This window comes from Anaerotignum sp. (assembly GCF_017483025.1).
GTDB lineage: Bacteria > Bacillota > Clostridia > Lachnospirales > Anaerotignaceae > Anaerotignum_A.
Genome location: NZ_JAFUMA010000063.1, coordinates 1 through 25345, shown reverse-complemented (window position 1 = coordinate 25345; position 25345 = coordinate 1). Strand labels below are relative to the sequence as shown.

Genomic DNA, 25345 nt, shown 5'->3' with positions numbered 1-25345 from the left:
GTAAAATAATTTTATCAATCTTAGGAGGATTTCTTTTATGCTTGCTTTCACCGTCAATGACACAAAATCTTTTATGAATCTTCTTTTGAAGGGCGATACCTTCGATCCCTTCCTTTTTCGCCAGGGGGAATTGACCACTTTTGCCTCTTTTGTCATCGAAGGCAAGCGCAATATGGATTTTTATACCGCCGAAGAGGTGGAACAGGGTCTTTCCCGCTATGTCCGCTGGGAAGAGATGCGCCCCTTTGTTTTCCAAGCTATCAAGGGCAGCAAACTGCCAAAACACATTAAGCTAGTCTTTTCCCTTTCCGAAGAGAAGACCACCAACCTGCCTAATACGAAAGCCGCCTTTCTGAATATCCTCTTCAAAGAGAATACTATCCTCTGTACCACAGCTATTTCCCAGGAAACTTTTTCTCTGGACAAAAGTGCCGAAAAGCTCTGGGAAGAATATGTGCTGAAATTTTTTAAAAAGAATGGTATCGGTATTCAGATGCAGGAAAATTGATACTATTTTCGTAAATACAAATTGGAATATACAATAAACAAGGAAGAAAAAGAACAGGAGGGAAACGTATGTTACATGAAGTGAAATTTTTATCCTACAATGAACGCGACGATGTATATGGCTGGATTTATGTGCCTGCCGCAAAGGTAAAGGGCGTTGTACAGTTGGTACACGGCTTCGGGGAACATTCCAGAAGATATTTCCACATGATCGTTAAATTCATGGAAGCAGGCTATGTGGTGGCTGCGGATGACCATGTTGGCCATGGCAAAACAGCACTGGAGAACAACACATGGGGTGACTGGGGCACAAAAGGCTGTCAGACCATGATGGAAGATGAACATACGTTAAAACAGCTTGTTCAGGAAAAATATCCCGATGTGCCCTATTTCATGTACGGTCACAGCATGGGCTCCATCATCGCTCGTCAGTTCCTGGCAAAATACGGCAGTGAACTGGCTGGTGCTATCATCTGCGGTACCGTCGGCCCTGATGCCGTTCCCTGCGATAAAGGTATTGAACTGCTGAAGCCTCTGGTTGATGCAGGCAAAGGCGCAGAAGCTGACCCTGATCTGCTTGGCAGTCTGCTGGGCGGTCTGTTTTCCCGTATCGAAGAAGTGAAAATCGGCAACGAATGGATCTGCCACGATCCTTATGTACAGTTGGATCATGCAAATGACCCCTTTGATGCGTTCACAAAACCCACTTCCAACGAAGCATTGCTGCAGTTCGTAGAAATGATCAAGGAAGTAAACACACTGGATTGGGCAAAACAGGTTCCCAATATTCCGCTGTATAACGTAGCCGGCGCGGAAGACCCCTGCGGTTCCTTCGGCGAAGGCGTAGAGCTGGTTTCCAAATGGCTGGAAGAAACAGGCCATACCGTAACAACGAAAATTTACGAAGGCTATCGCCATGAAATCCATAACTACAGCGACCTGAAAGATGAAATGGTTGCAGGTATGGTCGCATTCCTCGATGGCATCCTTGGATAATCAAATCATAGTAAAAGCCACCTTTTGGGTGGCTTTTTCTATTCTTTTATTCTTCAAACAGGGCATCCAGCAGAGCCTCTACATTCTCATCGGAATACTCGATCTCAGCCGAATACTGACGGGCGATCTCTACCAGATCGTCCAGATCGACACTGCCATGCAAGACAGCGCGGGTACGGCAAAGGTCTCTGATCATGAAATAACTCAGCACCGCAAAAGCGACACGTCCCTCGTATTCGCCATCATCCAGGGCAAAAGACAGCTGACGATAAAGGAAATAGACCAAAAGCTGCTCGAAGGCCATCTCCCATTCAGGCGTATCCAACGGAAATGTGTGGGAAATGTCTGTATGCTTAAATTCCTGCAGGCGTTCTGTCCAGCTATCCTCAAGCCGTTCCAGTTCCAGATAAATGTCAGCCCATTCAGATGAAGTTCTCTCAGGAATCGTCATTTCTGCCGCTTTCAAGATGTCAGCGACACGTGCTTCGATGGTCCGGCTTCTGTCTTGGGCAAGTTCGATCAGCTTCTCTCGCCAAACAAGCAGAGATTCATCAGGAACGTCCAATTCTTCCTCTTTTCCATCATCCTCCAGAACAATCAGCGTCGTTTTTTCCTGTCGTTTCAAAATCAGCTGCCCTGCCGCTTCACAACAGAGGCCAAGGCCGATTTCAGTACGATCGGAAAAGAAGTTGCGATAGCGGGGATGGTCTCGGCAGATCTGACAAAGGCTGCCTTCGCCCAATCCCAGGATCAGATCACACAAATTATTCTGGTTCAAAAATGGACAACGTTCCTGTTCTCCCAGAATAAAATGGGGCGTTTTCCCCCTTTCGTCGATGCCTTTTTGCAGACGTTCGGCCAGTGGTCCTGTGACACTATGGTAATATTCCAGTGTATCAGGGTCGACATCGATCTCCCAACCGATGCAGCAGTTGTGTCTGCACTGTCCAGCGATACATTGAAACTTCGTATAATAATCAGGTGCGATCAGCTTCATAGGTATACCTCCCCTCGGAATATCACAATTTTACCATAGAAGTACGCAAAAATCATCAGCCAATGAAAATGTTGGCTTTTGTCGGCTTCTTCTGCCTCCTTGATTCTGCTTTCCCATTTTCGTATAATAGTGCTACAACAATAAGGAGGAACGCAGAATGGGACTCAATACTCTTTTTCTTGCACATAAATTTGTTTCTGAACACGTGAAACCGGGCGATCTTTGCATCGACGCAACCGCCGGCAAAGGCAGAGACACAGTATTTCTATGTAGTCTTGTGAAAGAAAACGGCAAAGTGCTTGCCTTCGACATCCAGCCCGAAGCAATTGCACAGACGCAAGCTTTGATATCCGAGCACGGATATCATCAGATTGCATCCGTGATTCTTGACAGCCATTCAAACATGGAACAATATGCCGCACCTGAAACCGTTGATTGTATTATGTTTAATTTCGGCTGGCTGCCTGGCGGCAATCACAAAATCTTCACCCATCCCGACACCAGTATTCCCGCCATAGAGGCTGGATTGCGGCTTTTAAAACCGGGCGGTATCATGTCTTTATGCATTTACTACGGCGGCGAAAGCGGCTATGAAGAGAGAGATGCATTGCTGGAATACCTTGCAACAATCGACAACAGAAAATATACGGTCATTGTCAATACATTCCATAACCGTATCGGTGACCCGCCGATTCCGGTTTATATTTACAAGGAAATATAAAAGCACAGGAAAAAAAAGAAATCAACCTGACCCTTTCCCAAATCCGGGATATTATAGGCTTTCCCCTTGATTCATCCGCCTATCAATATCGGGAATTCTGGGCAAACTGCACCGCAGTACGAAAGCCTACAGCCGGATGGAGGCAGGATATAAAATTGTAAAGGTAAATTTAAAAGAAAAAACAATTCTATTCAAGCAGAAAAACTGGATATAAAATGCATTATTAGCACTCATTCTGAATGAGTGCTAATTTTTTCTTGACTTTTCATTTTTGAGTGATACAATGTTATATGTGAGACAATTTCAGCGGCGATTTCGCCGCTTTCCATTTACAAAAAAATCTTTCAGGAGGTAATCAATATGCAGGAAAAAGGCAATCTTTCCATCAATAGTGAAAATTTTATGCCTATCATCAAGAAATGGCTCTATACAGATAAGGATATCTTTATCCGTGAACTGGTATCCAACGCCTGCGATGCAGTGACAAAGCTGCAGAAGCTGAATATGATGGGTGAAGCAGACATCCCCACAGATGAAAAATTTGAAATTCACGTTGTTCTGGATCAGGACAATAAAACACTGCAGATCATCGATAACGGTATTGGTATGACTGCAGATGAGATCAGAAAATACATCAACCAGATCGCATTCTCCGGCGCAACAGATTTCCTGTCCAAATTCCAGGAAAAAGGCGAAGGCGAAAATGAGATCATCGGCCACTTCGGTCTGGGCTTCTATTCTGCTTTCATGGTCGCAGATAGCGTAGAGATCGATTCCCTCTCCTATCAGGCAGGCGCAGAGGCCGCAAAATGGCGCTGTGAAGGCGGTATTGATTACGAAATGGAAACAGGCACCAGAGAAACAAGAGGTACGACCATCACACTGTTCATCGGCGCAGACGGCGAAGAATTCCTGAACGAAGCACCCCTTTACGCTGCTATGACAAAATACTGTGCCTTCATGCCCGTGCCCATCTATGTAGATGTTGTAAAAGAAGAAACAGAAGAAGAGAAAGCCGCTGCGAAAAAAGCAGAAAACACACTGCATATTTCCCCCGAGGATGCTGCAAACCTGACAAAGGAAACGGCTATGGATATGCTGCAGGAGCAGAAGGAAGCCGCAGAAGAGGCGGAAGCAGAAGAACCAAAGCCCCTAAACGACACAAATCCCCTGTGGCAGAGAAAACCCAGCGAATGTACAGACGAAGACTACAAAGCCTTCTATCATAAAGTATTTGGCGATATCAATGATCCCCTGTTCTGGATTCATCTGAACATGGACTACCCCTTCCGTCTGAAAGGTATCCTCTTCTTCCCCAAGCTGGTGGAACAGATGGATATGATGGATGGCGAAGTGAAACTGTACTGCAATCAGGTTTATATTGCAGACAACGTAAAAGAAGTGGTTCCTGAATTCCTGCTGCTGCTGAAAGGTGTACTGGATTGCCCCGATATGCCCCTGAACGTTTCCAGAAGTGCCCTGCAGAATGACGGCTACGTGGAAAAAATGAACGCCTACATCACAAAGAAAGTAGCGGACAAGCTGAACCAGATGTTCAAAAACGACCGTCCTGCTTTCGAAGGTTTCTGGGATGATATCAATATCTTCATCAAATACGGCTGTATGCGTGAAGAAAAACTGTACGACAAAGTAAAAGACACACTGCTGCTGAAAACAACAGACGGTGTTTACGAAACCATCCCTGAATATCTGGAAAAGAACAAGGAAAAACATGAAAATGTGATCTACTTTGCTACAGACGAAAACCAGCAGGCACAGTATATCCGTCTGTTCAAGGAACAGGGTCTGGAAGCAGCCATCATGAATACGCCTGTGGATAAACCCTTCGTTTCCTTCCTGGAATACAAAAATCAGGATATCAAGCTGAAGGTACAGCGTGTAGATGCAGACATCGAATCCCTGCAGGAAAAGAAAGACGAAGAAGTTTCCGAAGCGAAGAAACAGGCTGCAGAATTCGAAAAGAACCAGATGCAGGACATGTTCCGCGCCGCTGTTTCCAACGAAAAACTGAACGTAAAACTGGAAGCACTAAAAGCAGAAAAAGTTTCCGCCATGATGCTCCTTTCCGAAGAATCCAGACGTATGATGGAAATGATGGAAGCATACGCAAATAACGCCGAATTCCAGGCAATGTTTGCAAATATGAAGCCCGACGAAACTCTGGTGCTGAATAAAAACAACAAGCTGGTAAAAGCACTGCTTTCCATGGCAGGCAAGGAAGAAAAGAAAGAGGATGCCTCTCTGCTGTGCCACCAGCTCTATGACCTGGCACTGATGAGCCATCGCCCCCTGAATTCCGATGAAATAACAGCCTTCATCGACAGAAGCAATCTGCTGCTGGAAAGACTGGCTGAACTGGAAGCATAAACATAAAATTGATACCGCAAGGTAACTATCCTTCTTCTTAATATGAAAAAGACCGTTGATGGAAAATCCATCTACGGTCTTTTATTTTCGTTCTGTTGTCTCTGAATTTTTATAAAATCGATGAAAAATTGGAATTTACTGGTCGATTTCAAAAATCAAATCCATCTCTTTGATTTTTCCGTAGTCGCTGATGTTCGTAGGTACAAATCCAACATATCGATATCCCTTTGCAGCATATTAATCAATAATCTGTCGATGTTCTTCTGATTTTGCACCAATAAATTTGTTGATGCTAACATTTACATATTCATATTTTTTCATTCATCTTGCACCTCCGCAAATCCCAATTTATCTTTTAATCCTTTTCCCCTTCATTGGCTTCTTCCATGGTCAGTTCTTCCACAGGTACCTGTTCGATGAACTGCACCTTCACTACGGCCTGGGCCCAGTTCAGGAATACTTTTGCATGCTTGTCCTTCTTCGCTGCTTCTTCTTTGAAGATTTGAAGAAATTCCTGCACGATTTCTCTGGTCATGTAGCCGCCCCGCCAGTGAAACAGCAGTGTTTTCCCCTTTTTCACCGCCTGTTGAGATCGTTTCCGCACATCCTCCATCTTTGTAAAAGACAATTTCTTTTCCTTGTAATAGAATCTGTCCCCATCCTCGCAGACAGGCATTTTCCAGACCAGTCTTTCGTGATCGCGGAAAATCTGCTTATCAGGCAGGAGGAAATAATCGTAGCGAATCTCTTCGGGATTGCCAAGGGAATTATCAAAGGTACAATCGATGTGATAATACTTTTTATCCACCTTCACAATATTCCATGCATGGCGGTATTTCGTGCCATTCTCAGGGTTTGCTTCAGAAAGGGCGATGACACACCAGATATTCAGCGTATCACACAAAATCTTCACGGACTTCGCAATCCCCTCGCAGACCCCCACGCCATGCCCAAGAGGGCCGATGATCTCATGGGAATACTGCTTTTTCAACTTATCGTAATGAACATTCTGGCAGATGAAATCATGGATATACAAAAGTTTTTCCATATCCGTTGCCTTCATCATGGGTCGCGCCAGCTTTTCCACCCTCGCCTGCAGCGCCTTCTGATGGTCTTTGATCTTTCCCTTTTCGAAAAGATACTCAGGAACCATTTCCGCATTGCCGCTGTCGGGATAATATCGATATTTGAAGGTTCCTGCATAAAACAGCTGGGGATGATCCAGACGCACCTTCATAAACACATCGGAAAGTTCCCTGTTTTCCAGCAAAGGAACAGGAAAAGACGGCGCCAAAGACTGCAGCCCTGCCTTGATGGCATTATAACTATTCTGTTGTGGTTTTGTCAGGGTATTGTAATAATACTGTTCCATAGTTAATTCCTTTATTTCTTACAGGCATTTACAAATTTCAGAGGCACGTCCATTCTTTCTGCCACTTCTTCATCGGTCATACCGCTGTCAAGAAAACGCTTGCAGACGATTTTCATATTTTCGCCCACTTCGATGATATGTCTGTCGGGGTCATAAAAGCGAACCACCCTTTGTCCCCAGCGGTGCTCAATGACAGGATGGACGTATGCAATACCATCCACCGTTTTCAGTTTATCTGCGAAAGCATCAAAGTTATCCTCTTCAAAATAAATCTCAGCGTTATTTCCACCAAAAGAGATTTCGTCTTCCTTTGCGTCAATAAACTGCATCCATGTTTCCTTTGTCTGCAGACAAAGGCCGCCTGTCAGCGTCACATTGGCACCAAAATCCAAGATGACACGCAGACCAAGGACATCTTTATAAAAATTCTTGGATTTTTCCATATCAGAAACGACCAGCAAAGGATTTTTAAATTTCATAGGTTCACCTTCTTACAGTTCGATTTCCAGTTCCACAGGGCAATGGTCAGAACCCATCACCTGTGTATGAATTTTTGCATCTACCAGTTTTTCCCGCAGGCTTTCGGAAGTCACATAATAGTCGATTCTCCATCCGGCATTCTTTTCTCTTGCTTTGAAACGGTAACTCCACCAGGAGTAAATACCTTCCACATCGGGATAAAAATGACGGAAACTATCCACAAATCCCGCTTCCAGCAGTTCCGTGAATTTGCCGCGTTCTTCATCTGTAAAGCCAGCACTTCTACGGTTTGTTTTAGGATTTTTCAGATCGATTTCATTATGGGCAACATTCAGGTCGCCGCAGATGATGACGGGTTTCTTTTCATCCAATCCTTTTACGTATGCACGGAATGCATCTTCCCAATCCATACGGTACGCCAAACGGGCATTTTCCTGCTGAGAATTAGGTGTATATACGGTCACATGGTAGAAATCTTCAAATTCCAAAGTAATGACACGGCCTTCATGGTCATGTTCTTCCACGCCGATGCCATATGTCACAGAAATAGGTTCTTTCTTCGTAAACACCGCCACGCCGGAATAGCCTTTCTTTTCCGCATAGTTCCAATACTGGTGGTATCCTTCTGTTTCCAAGTCAATTTGTCCTGCCTGCAGTTTTGTTTCCTGCAGAGAAAATATATCTGCATCGGCTTCTTTGAAGTAATCCAGAAAGCCTTTGCCCACAGCGGCTCTTAAACCGTTAACATTCCAGGAAATCATTCTCATTTTTCATTACCTCCTCTTGTTGAAAGTAACATAAGTATAACAGAACATGTCGCCTTTGTCTTGCCCCATAGCAGAAAATATTATAAAATGAAGTATTAGAAAAGAAATCTACAGAAAGGATGTTTTGTTTATGAATATCCAGATCTATGGTTCCAAAAAATGCTTCGACACCAAAAAGGCGGAGCGTTATTTCAAGGAACGGAAAGTAAAATATCAATATATCGACCTGCATCAGTTTGGCATGGCAAAGGCTGTGTTCGAAGCGGCGAAAAAGTGCATCCCTGTAGAGGATATGATCGACCGCAAGGCCAAGGCTTACACCAAACTGTACATGGATTATATCGACGAAACCAAACGGGAGCCAACCCTCTTTGAAAACCCCGAACTGTTCGCTACCCCCATCGTACGCAACGGAAAGGAATTCACACTGGGCTACTGCCCCGATATCTGGAAAAACTGGGAATAAGACAAAAGAAAAGTCAGGAGGAAAAATTATGAGAATCGCACTCGGACAAATCGATATGGGTTTTGAAGAAAAGGAAAAAACAATGGCTCTGTGCAGTCAGCTGATGGCCGAAGCCAAAGAAAAAGGCGTAGATTTGGTGGTCTTCCCCGAAATGACACTGACAGGCTTTACCATGCAGCCCGAAATTTACGGAGAAAACAGAAAAGACAGCAAATCTATCGCATTTTTCAAAGAAGAAGCAAAGAAAAACGGCGTAGCAGTTTGCTTTGGTCTGCCCGTCCATGAAGACGGTGTTTCCACAAATCACTGCGTTATTTTCGATGAAAACGGCGAACAGCTGGCGGATTACGGCAAGATCCACCCCTTCTCCTTCGGTGCAGAATCCGAACATTACATTGGCTGCAGTGAACTGCAGTTCTGCGAAGTAAAGGGCGTTCCTCTTTCTCCCTTTATCTGCTATGACCTGCGCTTCCCCGAACCCTTTCAGGTAGCATCTGAAAAGAGCAAGATCATCACAGTCATCGCCAACTGGCCCACACCTCGCCGTGAACACTGGATGACTCTGCTGAAAGCCCGTGCCATCGAAAATCAATGCTTCATCATCGGCGTGAACCGCAGCGGCGAAGGCGGCGGCCTGTCCTATATCGGCGACAGTATGGCAGTCTCCCCCACAGGTGATGTGCTGGCTCACGTGGAAGGCGGCAACGGCCTGACCATCGTGGACATCAACCCCGGTGAAGTAGATGCATACCGTCAGAGCTTCCCTCTGAAGGCCGACAGAAAACCCGAACTGTACCACTCTCTTTGGAAAAAACACCATGCAGAATAAGAAGGTGTTTTTATGATACTCGAAAAAATAACGCAACTCAGAACAGAATTGCATAACTGCGCGGAGATCTCCGGCAAGGAAGAAAAAACGAAAGCCCTTCTGATGGACTATCTGAAGAAGAATACAACGCTGGAACTCTGCCCCTGCGGTGATGGCTTCTACGCCGCCCACAGAGAAGAAAATGCAACGAAGCCAACTATCGCCCTTCGTGCCGATTATGACGCCCTGGCTATGCCTGACGGTTCTGCCAGCCATCTTTGCGGCCACGATGGTCATGCTGCCGCCCTTTGCGGCGCAGCACTGATGGCAGAAGGGAAAAAATTTGACAGAAACATCTTTTTCCTCTTCCAGCCCGCAGAAGAAACAGGAGCCGGCGCAGAGCCCTGCTGTGAATTGTTCCGGAAAGAAACAATCGACGAAATTTACGGCGCGCACAATCTGCCCGGTGTTCCTCTGGGTCTGGTGACTACACGCCCCGATACCTTCGCCTGTGCGTCCCGCGGTGTCACACTTCATTTGAAAGGAAAGCCCGCCCATGCGGCATATCCCGAAAATGGCATCTCCCCCGCTACTGCTGTTGGCCGATTGCTTTGCGAGATTCCCGTTTTATCTGCGCCCGAAAAATATACAGGTATGACGCTTTGCACTGTTATTGGCATGGAAATGGGCGAAAAAGCCTTCGGAGCATCTGCGGAAAATGCAGAAGTGTGGCTAACATTAAGAGCGGAACATGACTGTGATTTAGCCTCTCTGCATGAAAGTATTCTGGCTCTTTCCGAACAGTTGGCGGAAGAATATCATCTTACCTTCTCTCATGAAGTACAGGACGTTTTCCCCGCCACTGAAAACACTCCCGCATGTGCTGAAAAAGTTTTGGAACTTTGCAATGGCGAACTGCTTTCCGTTCCCATGCGTTGGAGCGAAGACTTTGGCCATTATCTGAACCATTGTAAGGGTGCCTTTTTCGGCATCGGCGCAGGAGAAGCCCACCCTCCCCTCCATACAGAACATTATGAATATCCCGATGCACTGCTGGAACCCTCCATGCAGGTTTTTTTGAAACTGATGCAGTCCTGATGCATCTTTGAAATAGGAGAATCACTATGGAACAAAAACCGACTGCGGTCGTTTCCCATACAAGAGATCATCATATTGACAACATCAAAGGCGTGCTCATCTTTCTGGTCGTCTGCGGTCATCTGATCAGCACTCTGCAGGAAGCAAATTCCACCCTCGCCATCGGCGTGAGAGCCTTTATCTACTTTTTCCATATGCCCGGTTTCATTTTCATGTCGGGCTATCTGGCGAAAGGATTTCCGAAAAAGCAATACAAAGGCGAAAAACTGCTCTCCTATGCCTGGCTTTACCTTTTATTCAAAGATGCCATCGATCTGGTGCACTTTATTTTCAAACGGCCCTATTTCGAAGGCAACAGCCATACCATGGAACTGATTCTGATCGTGGCGCTAATTTGTTTCGGCATCTGGCTTTTATCTATGATATACAGCCGTTTTCCAAAGTTTCAGCCCGTATTTATCCTGCTCGTTATCGGCATTTCTCTGCTAAAGGTAAATGTCTTTACCGTAGGCGCCGCGCCATGGTATCTGCTTGCTCTTGTATGGTGGCACATCGTCCTTTACCTGACCAGGCATATGAAGCCAAAGTACGTCTTAACAACAGCGATCATTTTTGCCGCTGTGATAGGTTATCAGGAAAACGTCGACAAATTTTTAAGTTTGTCCCGTACGATCAACTTCATGCCGTTCTTCCTGTTTGGCTTTTACATGACGAAAGAGCGATTTGACCAAATCGTGAATCATACCAGCGGCAAGAAAATCCTTTCCGCTGTGTTTATCCTTTCCGCCCTCCTCATCATTCCCAACGGGCGTGCTGTGCAGAAATGGCTGGGGGTATTCTTCTACGGGGTCTCCCCCTATGAAAAGCTGCTCAAGTTATCTGATTTTTACTACAGCATCGCACCTTTGACCTGCATTCTCTGGATGGCAGTCACCATGCTCATTCTGTTTGGTCTTTTTGCTCTTTGCCCAAAAAAGAGCACCTTCCTCGCTAAAGCAGGGAAAAATACTCTTGGAATTTATGTGTTCCACCGTCTTTTTAAAGACTTCCTGATTTACGGCGGCTTTTACAGCATCCTGAGCCGGAATGAATATATCGCTGTTGCAGAGGTATTGCTCATGTCTCTCCTGCTGACGATCTTCTTCAAAGCTGATTTCTGGTCACAGATCATCGCAAAATTAAGCGCAGTCAATGGAAAACGATTTTATAAAAGGGAATACCAAAATTAAAACAATTCATTTGAAAGACATGAAATCCCCAACCGCTTCGGCAGTTGGGGATTTTCATACATTTCTTATAAATATTAGCGAAACACTGCTCCGCAATAGAATTATCCCGTGGGTAGGATAAATAGCTAAAAAAATATCTACAAAATTATACAAAGTCACAAAATGTTCATAATCTATTTTTATCCAGTTGACAGGAACAGTATTCCATGTTACAATTTCTGCAGAAAAATGTTGGAATGTAACCGGTAGTGCGGGCTTGACCAACTTTATTTAGTATCTCAAGGTTGGGGTATTGGATGGAGCTGGTTATTTTTTTTACGCAAAATTGGGGTGAGCGCGAAAATGCGAATCAAGAAAATCATCAACAATAACATTCTCTGCGCTGTGGATGAAAAGGGAAATGAACTGATCGTCACCGGACGAGGCATCGGTTTTCAGCGTCATCGGGGCGAGATTATTGACACATCCCTAATAGAACATACCTACCGTATGGAGGAGAAGACCGGCCAGCGGAAGCTGCAGGAGCTGGTGGAGAAAATCCCAATCGAACACCTAACCTTAACGGAAAGCCTGATTGAGCATATAACGTCTCAGATTCCTCAGAAGCTGAACGAATCCCTGTTGATTACCCTGGCTGACCACATCAGCTTTGCCATTCTGCGCAAGGCACAGGGAGTGGAGTTCAGCAATCCCTTGAAGGGCTCCATTATGTGTTACTATCCTACAGAATACCATCTGGGACAGTATTGCCTGAGGATCATTCGTGAGCAGATGGATGTTACCCTCCATGAAGATGAAGCCGCCTTTATTGCACTTCATATTGTTAATGCAGAGCTGAACACCAACATGAGCGAGATGTATGAGATCACCAAACTCATTGAGGATACGATCTCTGTTGTGGAATACTTCTACCAGAAGCAGTTTGACCGGGAATCGCTGGACTTTAACCGTTTCGTGGTACATCTGCGTTACTTTGCCCAGCGGCTGTTCCAGGGCAAGATCACGGAGGATGCCCAGGAAGAGCAGGATGAGTTGTTCCATCAATTGATCATGAAGAACTGTAAGGAACACTATAAATGTGCCCAGTGCATTGCAGACTACATCAAGAATGCATATCAGAAGAATCTCTCTGATGAAGAACTGACCTATCTGACGATCCACTTAAAGCGGATCAATCTGGGGTCTAAGCAATAAAATATCCTCCCCTGTAAAGTACAGGGCGATGGGATAGTTATCACACAAAAATGATGTGAGCTAAACCCATACCAAGGACGTAAGATGCATATTACGCCCTTGGTATGGGTTTTTTTATATATATTTCAAATAAATACTATTATGAACTCAGGAGGATTACAATGAAAGACAAGATTTTCGGTATTTTGCAGCGTGTAGGCCGCTCCTTTATGCTGCCTATCGCACTGCTGCCCGCAGCAGGTTTGCTGCTGGGTATTGGCAGCTCCTTCACCAACGCAACCATGCTGGAGGCCTATGGGCTGACCGCCATCATTTACCCCGGCAGTATTCTGTACACCATTCTGGACATCATGAACCAGTGCGGCAGTGCAGTTTTCAATAACCTTGCTCTGCTGTTTGCCATGGGCGTTGCCATCGGCATGGCAAAGAAGGAAAAGGAAGTCGCTGCTTTGTCCGGTGCCATCGCATATCTGGTCATGAACACTGCTATCAGTGCCATGATCAATGCCAACGGCGGCGTGGAAGCTATGGCTGCCAACTCTACTACTTCTATGCTGGGCATCACTACCCTGCAGATGGGTGTGTTCGGCGGTATCATCGTTGGTCTGGGCGTTGCTGCTCTGCATAACAAATTTTATAAGATTGAACTGCCCACCGTTCTGAGCTTCTTCGGCGGTACCCGTTTCGTTCCCATTGTTTGTACGGCAGTCTATCTGGTGGTTGGTATCGCAATGTTCTACGTATGGCCTATTGTACAGCAGGGCATCGCAATGCTGGGCAATCTGGTAATTAACTCCGGTTACATCGGCACCTGGATCTACGGCATCACTGAACGTGCCCTGATTCCCTTCGGCCTGCACCATGTGTTTTACATGCCCTTCTGGCAGACGGCTATGGGCGGCACTGCTATCGTCGATGAAGTTGTCGTTCAGGGCGCACAGAATATCTTCTTTGCAGAGCTGGCTTCTAAGTCTACTACTGTTTTCTCTGTTTCTGCTACCCGCTTCATGTCCGGTAAGTTCCCCTTTATGATCTTCGGTCTGGTGGGTGCTGCACTGGCTATGTACCACACTGCTCGCCCCGAAAAGAAGAAGGTTGTGGGCGGTCTGCTGCTGTCTGCAGCTCTGACTTCCATGCTCACCGGTATCACTGAGCCTCTGGAATTCACCTTCCTGTTTGTTGCACCTCTGATGTATGTTGTCCACTGCGTTTATGCTGGTCTTTCCTACATGCTGATGCACATTTTCAATGTCGGTGTCGGCATGACCTTCTCCGGCGGTCTGATCGACCTGACACTGTTCGGTATCCTGCAGGGTAACGCCAGAACAAACTGGATCTGGGTTGTCATTGTTGGTGTTGTCTACTTCTTCCTGTATTATTTTACCTTCCGTATTATGATTACAAAGATGGATCTGGCAACTCCCGGCCGAGAATCCGACGATGTAGATCCCAAGCTGTTCACCCGTTCCGACTACAAGGCTAAGACTGGTATCGGCCCCGATGGTGCAAACGCTGGCGTTTCCGATCCTGTTTCCCCTATGATCCTGCAAGGTCTGGGCGGCAAGAAGAACATCTCCGATGTGGACTGCTGTGCTACCCGCCTGCGTATCACTGTTGTGGACGAGGGTAAGGTGGATGATAAGACTCTGAAGGCATCCGGCGCATCCGGTGTTATTCATAAGGGTAACGGTATTCAGGTTATCTATGGCCCCCAGGTCGCTGTTATCAAATCCAATCTGGTTGACTTCATGGAGTCCCCTGAGTCCGATAACATGGATGCAGTTGCAGCTGCAGCTCCCGTTGTTGAAGCCCCTGCTGCACCTGCCAAGGAAGCCAAGGCCGCTGTCCTGGCTGCCCACATGAACGGTACTGTTCTGGCTTTGTGTGAGGTGGATGACGAAGCATTTGCATCTGGTGCGATGGGCGACGGCGTTGCCATCGAGCCCAAGGAAGGCAAACTGTATGCTCCTGCTGATGGTGTAATCGAGACTGTTTTCGATACCAAACACGCTGTGGGCATGACCACCGACGACGGTGTAGAACTGCTGATGCACATCGGCATCGATACTGTCAAACTGGGCGGCAAGTATTTTGAGGCTCACGTTGCTCCCGAACAGAAGGTCAAAAAAGGCGATCTGTTGGTTTCCTTCGACATGGAATCCATCAAGGCTGAAGGATACCCTCTGACCACTCCCATGATCATCTGCAATACCGATGATTATGCATCCATTCGTGTTTTGACTTCCGGTACCATCCAGAACGGCACCGACCTGTTAAATGTTAAATAAAAAGAAGAATAAATAAAAAGGAGAAATCATTATGAAACAGTTTGAATTTACCGTAAGAGATCCTCTGGGCATTCATGCCCGTCCCGCCGGTATGCTGGTTAAGGAAGCAAAGGCTTTTGCTGACACCGTAGTTACCATTACCAAGGGTGGTACCACCGTTAAGGCTACCCAGCTGATGAAACTCATGAGCCTGGGCGTCAAGCAAGGCGACGTTGTCACTGTTGCCGCAGAAGGTACCAACGAAGATGCTGCTATCAAGGCAATTTCCGATTTTTTAAACAATAATCTGTAAGATCGATTGTTCCTGATTACAGGGAAGCGCCGGCCTCCTACCATACCATTCGGCGCTTCCCCATCTCTTTCAATATAGAAAGGACACTGAAATATGATCACAATTCAAGGTAAAGGCGTATCCAAGGGCATTGCAAAAGGCCCGCTCTATTTCTTCCAGCGTCCTGATACGACGGTTACCCAGAAGACTGTTACTGATATCGAAGCCGAAAAAGTTCGCCTCGCTGTTGCTCAGGCAGCTTCTATCGAACAGCTGAACATCCTGGTAGAGAAGTGTCAGGAAGATGCCGGCGAGGAAATGGCGACCCTCTTTGAGACTCACGCTATGTTTGTGGAGGATGAGGATTTTGTCGAATACATAACCTCTCTCATCGAGGAAGAATCCTGCAACGCAGAATATGCCGTTGAACAAGCCGGAGAACAATTCTCCGCCATGTTTGCAGCAATGGACGATTCCTATATGCAGGCCCGTGCTGCTGACATCAAGGATGTTACCAAGCGCATCCTGAATAACTTGCTGGGCGTTGTGGACGGCGGTATCAACTCTGATGTTCCTGTCATTCTGGCTGCTGACGATCTGGCTCCTTCCGAGACCTTACAGCTGGACAAATCCAAGATTCTGGGCTTTGTGACACAGGGCGGTTCCGGCAACTCCCACACCGCTATCCTGGCCCGTACTATGGGCATCCCCGCTATCTGCGGTGCAGGGGAAGCTCTGCAAGAAAACTACCATGGCCGCGCCAGTTACATCGATGGCGAAACTGGTCAGCTGATCATCGATCCCGATGCATTGACTCTGGCTGCTCTGAAAGAAAAGTTCGAAAAGCAGCAGGAAACCAAGCGTCTTCTGGAAACCATGAAAGGCAAGGAAGATGTGACTCTGGACGGCAAGAAACTGCTGTTATACTGTAACATTGGCTCTCCTGAGGATGTTGCTGCTGTCCAGGCCAATGATGGACAGGGCATCGGTCTGTTCCGGTCTGAATTCCTGTATCTGAGCGCTTCCGATTATCCCAGTGAAGACGAACAGTTTGAAGCCTACCGCTCCGTTGCTTCCGCCATGAATGGCAAGCGGGTGGTTATCCGCACACTTGACATCGGCGCTGACAAGCAGGTGGACTACTTCGATATGAAGAAGGAAGAAAATCCTGCGCTGGGTGTTCGTGCGATCCGTATCTGTCTGAATCGCCCCGAAATATTCCGTACCCAGCTCCGGGCGCTGTACCGGGCATCCGTATATGGTAAGATTGCCATTATGTTCCCCATGATTACCTCTGTTTGGGAGGTCAAGGAATGCAAACGTGCCTGCCAGAGCGTCATGAATGAGCTGGAGGCAGAGGGCATTCCCTATGATAAGGATACCGAACTGGGTATCATGATTGAAACTCCCGCTTCCATTTTTGTTGCAGAAGAGCTGGCGAAATTGGTGGATTTCTTCTCCATCGGAACCAACGACCTAACTCAGTACACTCTGGCCTGTGACCGTCAGGCAAATAATCTGGGCAAGTTCTACGATCCCCATCATCCCGCTCTGCTGCGTGCCATCAAGATGGCTGCCGATGCAGCTCATAAGGCCGGTATCTGGATCGGTATCTGCGGCGAGCTAGGCGCAGACATCAGTATGCTGCCTACCTTCCTGGCTATGGGCATCGATGAACTGTCCGTTTCTCCCGCTGCTGTTCTGCCTGTTCGTGCCGCCATTCGTCAGAGCATCGCTAAGATCTGTACACTGGAAATGCTGGAGTGCTGAGTTAAGCTGGAAAAACTGAAATCACAGGTTCTGGTTGTATGCTAAGAGCTGAACAGCTATGGCGATGAACGTCTTCAGCAGGCTGCTGCGATTTAATATGAGCTGAGAATTCCCTTTGTGATTAACCAAAATCATTCCATGCGTGCGGCATTGAAAATCCCACAGTCTTCTCTCTTCTTTTCAGAGAGTGGACTGTGGGATTTTTTGTTTTAGAATGTGAAACTATGTACTGTTCGATTTCAGAAAGGAATACTAGCTGTTGTGCTCGGCAAATCGGATTCAGTTATTCTCTTTTCAATCACAAAGCCAGTTGGTTCAATATCGCATAAATCCGCAAAATAGATATCACCGCGGTTAACCGAAGGTGGTAAAGGTTTAACAGACAAAATATCACCCATCTACCATGATGGCATTTACATTCTCCTTACCATTAGTCAAGGATTATCGACTCTCTCTTTTGAAAAGTAACAAAATGTTCTGGATTTAGACGCATAAAAATGGTATAGTAATATCTGTTAACTTTGACTAACCACCTTAAGGAGGTGATTGTATGAGTGATAAAAACGCAGTTACGCTTTTATCTCAAATTCTGAGCGAACGCAGTTTTGATGATGATAAATCTTCTTTTCGCGGAATCCATTTGTATGGGAATGTAGCTCATCAACGCGATACAGAAACATCGTGTAAAATATTCCACATTACAAGCAATACGGGTATTGGTGCCATATCTCAATATCAAGTATTTACCGGAGTTGAACTATTTTATAACGACATTCACGCGGCATATTGTAATAAAGAACAGAGTACAGCAAAGAACATTAATGGGTCATTCTGACATTGGCGTAACATTGAACACTTATACACATGTTAATTTTGATGACGCAAAAGCTGAGATTTCCAAGCTTAACACACTCTCAGTGTACGTTTTTCTGATTCTGTTATAGAAAAATATTGGTTTATTATTTGATGTTAAAAACCCTGATGTTAAACTACAACGGATGAGTATAGCTTGTTTGTAAGCGTAGCGCTTCTGAAATTTAATCAAGAATTGCTGTACAATGAATATTTGATGCATCTGATAAATTCACCTTTAGTGCAACGACAGGCAGAAGAAAATACCCGTGGTGTAGGCAATAAAAACTGGGTAATGCGAGACATTTCAAACACTCTGATTGCAATACCTCCATTGGCAGAACAAATTCGTATTGTCGAAAAACTAAAGACTGCTTTCGCTATTTACAGTAATTTATAAAGCACAAGGCATACACTTCAACAATCCGAAGTGTATGCCTTTTCTTTACCAATCTACGATTGTATCAACGATTTCTTGTTGCTCGGTGGCTGATTTTCTGAGGTAAATACGGGTGGTTTCGATGCTTTCATGCCCCATGAGATCAGCCAAGAACGCTATATCATTACAACGATCAAGGAAGCTCTTAGCAAACCTGTGACGGAACGAGTGCGGATACACGACCGCAGGATTGATTCCGTACTTCACCGCCAGTTTTTTCAGCTGCCCAGAGATACCACGGGTGGTAATACGTTCCCCATATTTGTTCAAAAACAGTTGGCCCGAACGCAGACCTTGATTTTCCGCCATTTTTTCCCTTTCATACACTTTTCTGCGTAGTTCACCGGTGTTCAGCACGATTTTCAGACGCATTCTGCAATCTTCCGAAGAACCGATGGGTTCTACATAAATCTTATCAATCAGAAGATTGATGATGCCCTGTGTAAAGTCTTCCGGGGCAATGCAATCATAATTCTTCAACTCTTTTTTTAAGCGGTAAACCTCTTCCAGCTGCAATCCTGTATTTGTCTGCTGACTTTTCAATTCTGCGATCCTGTCTTCAATCTTATCTGCATCTTCATTCAATAATGCATTTCGGCGAAGATATTCCCTGTCTTTGATCTGACCAGCCAGGCTATATTCCAGAAGCTTGTCTTTCTTACGATTGATCTGTTCCAGTTCCTGTTCCAACTTTTCAATCTCTTCACTATGGTCTGCCGCTTCTGCAGCATCTTCATAGAGCTGGATATATCGTTCTGCCACTATATCAAAATCATCTGTGATCTCTTTCAGAACATCCGAGAGAATCTCCGACAATTCGTTATCCTTCAAAGGGATCGAATCACAGGATGTCATGCCATTTTTGATCCTGTGGCTGCAAAGCCATGTACCATTTGCATTGCCAGAACGGTCTGTTTTTGCTTTCAGCCAGTAAGGCACCCCATGCTCTGCACAGATAATTTTCCCTGTAAACAGTTTTTCCTTCTTACAGGAACTTTTTCTGCCTTTGACCATGTCACTCCGCACACGATAGACTCTGTTGGCTGCTTCCCACAATTCTTCGCTTACGATTGCAGGAACAACTTCGCCCTCCTCGTCCTTATACATGACCCACTCATCTTCCGGTAAAAAGTGCTGCTTTTTGGTAAACATATCGATGATTTTTACTTTATTGCCGCAATAATATCCCTTATATTTCGGATTGCGGATAATGTTTTTGATCACATTGCTGTTGATTTTACCGCCTTTATAGCTGCGATAGCCCATCTTATAGAGCTCTTCTTCGATCCTGTTTGTAGAAGAATCCCCTGTAGCATAGGTTTCGAAAATATAGCGGATCATCTCAGCTTCGTTTTCATTGATGACCAATTTTCCTTTTTCTTTATCGTAGCCATAAAAATGAGAATTTCCCAACACAACACCGTTTTTGATTGCCTGTTTATGCCCGAACTTGACACGGCTGGATAGCTTTCTGACTTCGTCCTGGGCTACACCAGCCATGATGGTCAATCGGAACTCACTGTCTTCATCCAGGGTATTGATGTTGTCATTCTGGAAGAAAACTGCAACGCCATTTGCAAGCAACTTTCTGGTATAACCAATACTATCCAATGTATTTCTTGCAAAACGAGAAATCTCCTTCGTCACGATATAATCGAATTTACCTGCTACGGCATCTTCAATCATTCGGTGGAAATTTTCTCTTTTCTTTGTTGTGATACCTGTAATCCCTTCGTCCACATATCCGGCAACAAATTCCCAGCGTGGATTGGATTTGATATATTCCTCATAGTACAACTGCTGGTTGTTCAGGGAATTCAACTGTTCATCTCTTTCACTGCTGACACGGGCATAATAAGTCACCCTCAGAGGAATATCACGAATCGACCGATATCTCATTTCTTCTCTTACTTTAAAAATATCCATTTCCTAGACCTCCTTTGGAGATCTGGTTTTGCATACAACTATATTATATCTCTCTTCCTCTATAGACGCAACCGAACGAATTTGCCAAATCAGCCACTCTCACTTAGCCATCCAGATCATTATCGCGGTCATTTCCTTGAATGCTATTTTTTCTTATGATAATATGATAACAGGATAATCCATTATCAAATCAAGTGATATCTTAAGATACTCTGCAAGGAGGAATAACATGAAAAAAGCTGTTCGTAAAATAATAGCACCCCTTCTTATTACAGGCTTAATATTACCTGTTATGGGACACGGTCAAGTAGTCAGAGGTGAAACTGGATCAAACCTGATTGATGAGCTAGAATTGACCTCTGAAAGCAAACCGGCGTCCAGTTATACCATCGAAGCTAATTCCGCATTATATTCTATTTTGGACTTTAAAGATACCAGTGAATATAAAAATGCTACTCGCGGGCTGATCGATGCACCCAAAGAATTAGAATTAAAAAATGCCAATGGAGATGTTATCTGGAGCCAGAAAGCGTATGCTTTTCTGGAAGACTATAAATCCGCTCCTGATACTGTGAACCCAAGCTTATGGGAAAACACCCGTAATAATCATGCCTATGGTTTATTTAAGGTAACAGATAAGATCTATCAGGTACGTGGTTACGATATGGCGAACCTGACACTGATCGAAGGTGAAACAGGCTGGATCGTATTTGATCCGCTGATGAGCGTAGAATGTACCCAAGCGGCCATGCAGTTGGTAGAAAAAAATCTGGGACAGCGTCCTGTAAAAGCTGTTATTATTTCTCATACCCATGTAGACCACTATGGTGGTATCAAAGGTATTTTATCTGAAGAAAATGTTGCTGACGAAAAACTGTCTATTGAACAGCAGCTTGCAAGCGGAAAAGTTCCTGTCATCGTACCGGAAGGATTTATGGAACACGCTGTTTCTGAAAATGTTTATGCCGGAAAAGCTATGAGCCGTCGTGCAAATTACCAATACGGCGTTTTGTTGGAACCCGGATTGAACGGGAAAGTTGCTATGGGTATCGGTATGGGTCAATCTACAGGTACTATTTCTTTCATTGCACCAACTTATGAGATTTCTCAGACTGGACAAACCTTTGTGATCGATGGTATTGAAATGGAATTTCAACTAACTCCGGGAACAGAGGCTCCTGCAGAAATGAATACCTGGTTCCCTCAGTTCAAAGCTCTTTGGATGGCTGAAAACTGTACCGGAACCCTGCATAACCTTTATACCTTACGCGGCGCACAGGTTCGTGATGGCGCTGCTTGGGCGAAATACATTACAGAAACCATTTCTCGCTATGGTAAACAGGCTGAGATTGCTTTCCAGTCACACAACTGGCCTCATTGGGGAAATGCTGTGGTAAATGAGTATCTGGTCAACACTGCGGCTGTGTATAAATTTATCAACGATCAGACCCTTACTTATATCAATCAAGGTTATACATCTGACGAAATTTCCAACATGATCGAACTTCCAAAGGAATTGGCTAAAACCTGGTATACTCGACAGTATTATGGTACCGTCGCCCACAATTCCAAGGCAGTTTACCAGAAGTATATGGGATGGTATGATGCCAACCCTGTAAATCTGAATCCACTGACCCCTTCCGAAAGTGCACAAAAATGGGTAGAATATTTAGGAGATACTGATGCAGTACTGCGTATGGCAAAAGCCGATTATGATGCCGGTAATTACCAATGGGTAGCAGAAATTACCAATACGATTATTTTTGCTGATCCGGAAAATAAAGCTGCACGCCTTTTGTGTGCTGATGCATTGGAACAGCTTGGTTACCAGTCTGAATCCGGGCCTTGGCGTAATGCTTACCTGACTGCAGCTTTGGAATTGAGAAACGGAAATTCTGCAGCACTCGCTGTACAGGCTGTTTCCAACGGAGATGTACAGAAAGAAATGACTGCTTCCATGCTCTTCGATTATATCAGTATTATATTGAACAAACAGAACATGGCTGATCAGAATTTTACGATTGGTTTTAATCTTGTAGATACAAAAGAACAATATTTGTTACAAATCAAAAATGGCGTTGTTCTGGTATATGAAAACACATCTATCCATGATGCTGATATCGAAATCACTACGAAAAAGAATGCGCTGCTTTATTTCATGCAGGGAAACATGGCAGCATTCCAGAAATCTGCTCAAATTAAGGGTGACGCAGAAAAATTAAACCTGTTTGTTTCCAATCTGACAGAATTGTCCACAGGAAGTTTTTCCGCATTTAACATAATAGAACCATAAATCATAACCACCTGTTGAATGAAGTAAGTAAAAAAGGAGAATGGCATGATACGCCATTCTCCTTTCATATTTCAAGGCATTCTGTTGTTAACCTCTTACTTTCACTCAAAGAATTTATTTACTGTTCCATAATAATTTCTTCAAAAAGTTTCTCCGGCACAGGGAAATCTGCGGCCAGCGTCAGCCAAAACAATCTGACTTCGGAAAAAGCGCTGAAATCTTCTTCCAGAGTTTCTCTGATGTCCAGAACCCCGATTTTATCTGCCTGATAAATTTCAGGAATCGCTACTGCAAGCATTCTCCCATCCGTCTGATATCCTGCGATGATCAATCTTTTTCCTTCCATAGGCTGAAACCCTTCTATGAAGCCGGATACATCCGTCTCAGAGGCCTTCTCTTTGGCTGTAACAGGATCCCAAAGACACCTCCAAAGCCTTCAGCAGAGCCTCTATATCCGCCAAACCATGGCCATAATAAATATCATATCCTGCATCCCCTAGATCCTCTGCCGTTTCCTTCAGCAGATCCCTGAACTCGGTTGGTGTCAATGTATTATCCACCTGAAGGGCTAACGCAGCAATCGCTGCAACACAGGGAGAAGAAAATGATGTTCCTTCTCGGTCTGTTTCATATGCATCAGATGCTGTTTTTTCAGCCGTTACCATCAAATCACCGGGAGCAGTAATAAAAACAGATTCATTATACTGGGAAAAATCACACCATTCTTTCTCTGCTCCAACGGCCCCTACGCCGATCACTTCGTCAAAGGCCGCAGGAAAGAGTTCAGTCTTGGAACCATAATTCCCAACAGCGGCCACCATGATGACACCCTTTTCATAAGCATACTCCACTGCTTCCATAAAAACTGTAGAGGGTATCCCCTCGCCAAAACTCATATTGATGATATCACAATCATATTCATCCACGGCGGCATAAATCGCCTCTGCCGCCCAGTCGTCATAACCTGGATCTATATTAAAAAAGTGGACACATTTTATAAATAGTTGTTACAATAAATCATACACAAAAAGGAGGTATCCATATGTCCAATCAACACAGAAATCGATACGATGAAGATTTCAAAAAATCCCTCGTTTCACTTTATCAAAATGGCAAAACCCAGTCTTCTATTGTCAAAGAATACGGTATTTCTCAAACTGCTCTTACCCGTTGGATTAAGCAGTATTCAACTGTTGAAACAGAAGACGGCGAAATTCTTACCGCCAAACAGATCAAAGAACTTCAGCGCCGCAATGCACAGCTAGAAGAAGAAAATCTGATCCTAAAAAAAGCGATTGCCATCTTCACGCCACACTCTCAGAAAGACTAAAAGCCGTTCATCAACTTAGATTTCAACATAATATCAAGACTCTCTGCAGAATCCTTGGTGTAAATAGAAGCACTTACTACAAACACTACCATTCAGAGCCAGCTCCCCGCACCAGCGAAAATCAATACATCAAGTCTATGATTCTGCACATTTATGCTGATTATAACAAACGTTTCGGCGCCTATAAGATTACATATATCCTCAGACGTGATTATGGCATTCACATCAGTGTCGGACGAGTGTACCGACTGATGAAAAATATGCAGCTTCCCTCAATGTCAACAGACAAACCCAGACAACGACACAACACTTCAAATGAAAACGGCGCTTGTCCAAACCACTTAAATCAGGAATTCATTCAGAATGCTCCGAATCTTGTCTGGGTCAGTGACTTCACTTATATCAAAGCCGGTGATAAGTGGTATTATCTTTGCGTAATTATAGATTTATTCTCCAGAAAGGTAATTTCCTGGCATATTTCAAACAAGCCAGATGTCGATTTAGTGATCACTACTTTCAAAAAAGCTTATTCCGCAAGAAAAGCTCCATATGGCCTTATGTTCCATTCAGACAGAGGATCTCAATATACCGCCTTTGCATTCAGAAGGTTATTAGATTCTCTTAATGTTGTGCAATCGTTTTCTAAGAAAGGCTATCCTTTTGACAATGCTGTATGCGAGTCCTTCTTCAAATATCTGAAAAAAGAAGAAACCAACCGTCACAACTTCAGAACCTATACTGAACTCCATCAATCTGTCTTCGAGTACATCGAGGGTTTCTATAACACCAGGCGTCCACATGGTTCACTGGGATATTTAACTCCAAATGAGATGGAAGATCTTTACTGGAATCAGGCCTGATATTTTCTGGTTCCAGTAAAAAATCATTAAAAACCGTGTCCTTTTTCTTGACTATAGTTCAATTATTGCTCTGAATTAATAAAAATACGAGATGATAAATTTACAATAAAATTTAGAATTAATTTTTTTGTTTCTATGGTAATACATATAATTTGCATTCTGCGGACTCCAACAGACAGTTTTGCGAAGCAAAACGGACGCGTTGCGGGGCGAACGGACTTCGATAAACTATAGTTAACTATGCCCCCTCCTTTATAATGATGACAGCCATTGAACGATGGCAAATCTATCAT

General features: G+C 44.6%; 24 protein-coding genes. 17 read left to right on the top strand and 7 right to left on the bottom strand.

The window, feature by feature from the left end; genetic code table 11:
* Nucleotides 1-37: 37 nt before the first annotated feature.
* Together IJ369_RS05115 and IJ369_RS05110 are read left to right on the top strand one after the other, a co-directional pair.
* Nucleotides 38-508: a DUF5721 family protein gene (locus tag IJ369_RS05115; RefSeq protein ID WP_290716773.1), complete on the top strand. Its 471-nt coding sequence runs from the start codon at nt 38-40 to the stop codon at nt 506-508.
* Between the two features lie 68 nt (nt 509-576).
* Nucleotides 577-1503 carry an alpha/beta fold hydrolase gene (locus IJ369_RS05110; protein WP_290716771.1) on the top strand — a complete coding sequence of 309 codons (927 nt, stop codon included), beginning with the start codon at nt 577-579 and terminating at the stop codon, nt 1501-1503.
* A 46-nt stretch (nt 1504-1549) separates the two neighbouring features.
* Here IJ369_RS05110 and fliB read toward each other — a convergent pair whose 3' ends face one another.
* Nucleotides 1550-2500 (bottom strand): flagellin lysine-N-methylase, encoded by a 951-nt coding sequence (fliB, locus tag IJ369_RS05105; protein WP_290716768.1) that lies wholly within the window; start codon nt 2498-2500, stop codon nt 1550-1552.
* 157 nt (nt 2501-2657) lie between these two features.
* Here fliB and IJ369_RS05100 point away from each other — a divergent pair, with 157 nt between their 5' ends.
* From IJ369_RS05100 to htpG, 3 genes are all read left to right on the top strand, one after another.
* Nucleotides 2658-3221 carry a tRNA (mnm(5)s(2)U34)-methyltransferase gene (locus IJ369_RS05100; protein WP_290716766.1) on the top strand — a complete coding sequence of 188 codons (564 nt, stop codon included), beginning with the start codon at nt 2658-2660 and terminating at the stop codon, nt 3219-3221.
* Nucleotides 3218-3382: a DUF7662 domain-containing protein gene (locus IJ369_RS10950; RefSeq protein WP_442859669.1), complete on the top strand. Its 165-nt coding sequence runs from the start codon at nt 3218-3220 to the stop codon at nt 3380-3382. The genes IJ369_RS05100 and IJ369_RS10950 overlap by 4 nt, the downstream gene beginning before the upstream one ends.
* 199 nt (nt 3383-3581) lie before the next feature.
* The gene (gene htpG, locus IJ369_RS05095; protein ID WP_290716764.1) at nt 3582-5609 is read left to right on the top strand and encodes a molecular chaperone HtpG; all 2028 of its coding nucleotides are present in this window, start codon (nt 3582-3584) and stop codon (nt 5607-5609) included.
* 355 nt (nt 5610-5964) lie between these two features.
* On the opposite strand, the gene IJ369_RS05090 is transcribed toward htpG, so the two are convergent.
* Genes IJ369_RS05090 through IJ369_RS05080 form a run of 3 tightly spaced genes read right to left on the bottom strand, consistent with a single transcriptional unit; the run spans nt 5965 to nt 8228 of the window.
* Entirely contained in the window at nt 5965-6981 is a 1017-nt protein-coding gene (locus IJ369_RS05090; RefSeq protein ID WP_290716762.1) for a transglutaminase domain-containing protein, read from the bottom strand.
* An 11-nt stretch (nt 6982-6992) separates the two neighbouring features.
* Entirely contained in the window at nt 6993-7460 is a 468-nt protein-coding gene (locus tag IJ369_RS05085) for a VOC family protein (RefSeq protein ID WP_290716760.1), read from the bottom strand.
* 12 nt (nt 7461-7472) lie between these two features.
* Nucleotides 7473-8228: an exodeoxyribonuclease III gene (locus tag IJ369_RS05080; protein WP_290716758.1), complete on the bottom strand. Its 756-nt coding sequence runs from the start codon at nt 8226-8228 to the stop codon at nt 7473-7475.
* 130 nt (nt 8229-8358) lie between these two features.
* Between IJ369_RS05080 and IJ369_RS05075 the strand changes: the two genes are divergently transcribed.
* From IJ369_RS05075 to IJ369_RS05030, 10 genes are all read left to right on the top strand, one after another.
* Nucleotides 8359-8694: an arsenate reductase family protein gene (locus tag IJ369_RS05075; protein ID WP_290716756.1), complete on the top strand. Its 336-nt coding sequence runs from the start codon at nt 8359-8361 to the stop codon at nt 8692-8694.
* 28 nt (nt 8695-8722) lie between these two features.
* Nucleotides 8723-9523, top strand: a complete 801-nt coding sequence (locus IJ369_RS05070; RefSeq protein WP_290716754.1) for a nitrilase-related carbon-nitrogen hydrolase — start codon at nt 8723-8725, stop codon at nt 9521-9523.
* Between the two features lie 12 nt (nt 9524-9535).
* The gene (locus IJ369_RS05065) at nt 9536-10600 is read left to right on the top strand and encodes a M20/M25/M40 family metallo-hydrolase (protein ID WP_290716753.1); all 1065 of its coding nucleotides are present in this window, start codon (nt 9536-9538) and stop codon (nt 10598-10600) included.
* A 26-nt stretch (nt 10601-10626) separates the two neighbouring features.
* Entirely contained in the window at nt 10627-11829 is a 1203-nt protein-coding gene (locus tag IJ369_RS05060) for an acyltransferase family protein (RefSeq protein WP_290716751.1), read from the top strand.
* A gap of 342 nt (nt 11830-12171) precedes the next feature.
* Nucleotides 12172-13023 carry a BglG family transcription antiterminator LicT gene (gene licT / locus IJ369_RS05055; protein ID WP_290716749.1) on the top strand — a complete coding sequence of 284 codons (852 nt, stop codon included), beginning with the start codon at nt 12172-12174 and terminating at the stop codon, nt 13021-13023.
* A gap of 161 nt (nt 13024-13184) precedes the next feature.
* On the top strand, nt 13185-15311 hold the full coding sequence (locus tag IJ369_RS05050) for a PTS transporter subunit IIABC (RefSeq protein ID WP_290716747.1): 2127 nt from the start codon (nt 13185-13187) through the stop codon (nt 15309-15311).
* 31 nt (nt 15312-15342) lie between these two features.
* Complete coding sequence (locus tag IJ369_RS05045) at nt 15343-15603, top strand: HPr family phosphocarrier protein (protein WP_290716744.1); 261 nt, start codon at nt 15343-15345, stop codon at nt 15601-15603.
* 93 nt (nt 15604-15696) lie between these two features.
* A complete protein-coding gene (gene ptsP / locus IJ369_RS05040) occupies nt 15697-17352 on the top strand; it encodes a phosphoenolpyruvate--protein phosphotransferase (protein WP_290716742.1) in 1656 nt (551 codons plus the stop codon).
* A gap of 550 nt (nt 17353-17902) precedes the next feature.
* The gene (locus IJ369_RS05035; RefSeq protein ID WP_290716739.1) at nt 17903-18187 is read left to right on the top strand and encodes a hypothetical protein; all 285 of its coding nucleotides are present in this window, start codon (nt 17903-17905) and stop codon (nt 18185-18187) included.
* Nucleotides 18188-18361: 174 nt separating this feature from the next.
* Complete coding sequence (locus IJ369_RS05030; protein ID WP_290716736.1) at nt 18362-18604, top strand: restriction endonuclease subunit S; 243 nt, start codon at nt 18362-18364, stop codon at nt 18602-18604.
* A gap of 45 nt (nt 18605-18649) precedes the next feature.
* Here IJ369_RS05030 and IJ369_RS05025 read toward each other — a convergent pair whose 3' ends face one another.
* The gene (locus IJ369_RS05025; protein WP_290716734.1) at nt 18650-20569 is read right to left on the bottom strand and encodes a recombinase family protein; all 1920 of its coding nucleotides are present in this window, start codon (nt 20567-20569) and stop codon (nt 18650-18652) included.
* Nucleotides 20570-20798: 229 nt separating this feature from the next.
* Here IJ369_RS05025 and IJ369_RS05020 point away from each other — a divergent pair, with 229 nt between their 5' ends.
* Nucleotides 20799-22862 carry an alkyl/aryl-sulfatase gene (locus IJ369_RS05020; RefSeq protein ID WP_290716732.1) on the top strand — a complete coding sequence of 688 codons (2064 nt, stop codon included), beginning with the start codon at nt 20799-20801 and terminating at the stop codon, nt 22860-22862.
* A 118-nt stretch (nt 22863-22980) separates the two neighbouring features.
* Here the strand turns inward: IJ369_RS05020 and IJ369_RS05015 are convergent, their stop codons facing one another.
* Together IJ369_RS05015 and IJ369_RS05010 are read right to left on the bottom strand one after the other, a co-directional pair.
* Nucleotides 22981-23208 carry a hypothetical protein gene (locus IJ369_RS05015; protein WP_290716729.1) on the bottom strand — a complete coding sequence of 76 codons (228 nt, stop codon included), beginning with the start codon at nt 23206-23208 and terminating at the stop codon, nt 22981-22983.
* Between the two features lie 37 nt (nt 23209-23245).
* Nucleotides 23246-23836, bottom strand: a complete 591-nt coding sequence (locus tag IJ369_RS05010; protein WP_290716847.1) for a S8 family peptidase — start codon at nt 23834-23836, stop codon at nt 23246-23248.
* 68 nt (nt 23837-23904) lie between these two features.
* Between IJ369_RS05010 and IJ369_RS05005 the strand changes: the two genes are divergently transcribed.
* Nucleotides 23905-25052 (top strand): IS3 family transposase gene (locus IJ369_RS05005; protein WP_290716726.1). Its coding sequence is split into 2 segments (ribosomal slippage): nt 23905-24157 and nt 24157-25052, totalling 1149 coding nucleotides; the frame shifts between segments, so codons are not numbered across the junction.
* Nucleotides 25053-25345: the final 293 nt, after the last annotated feature.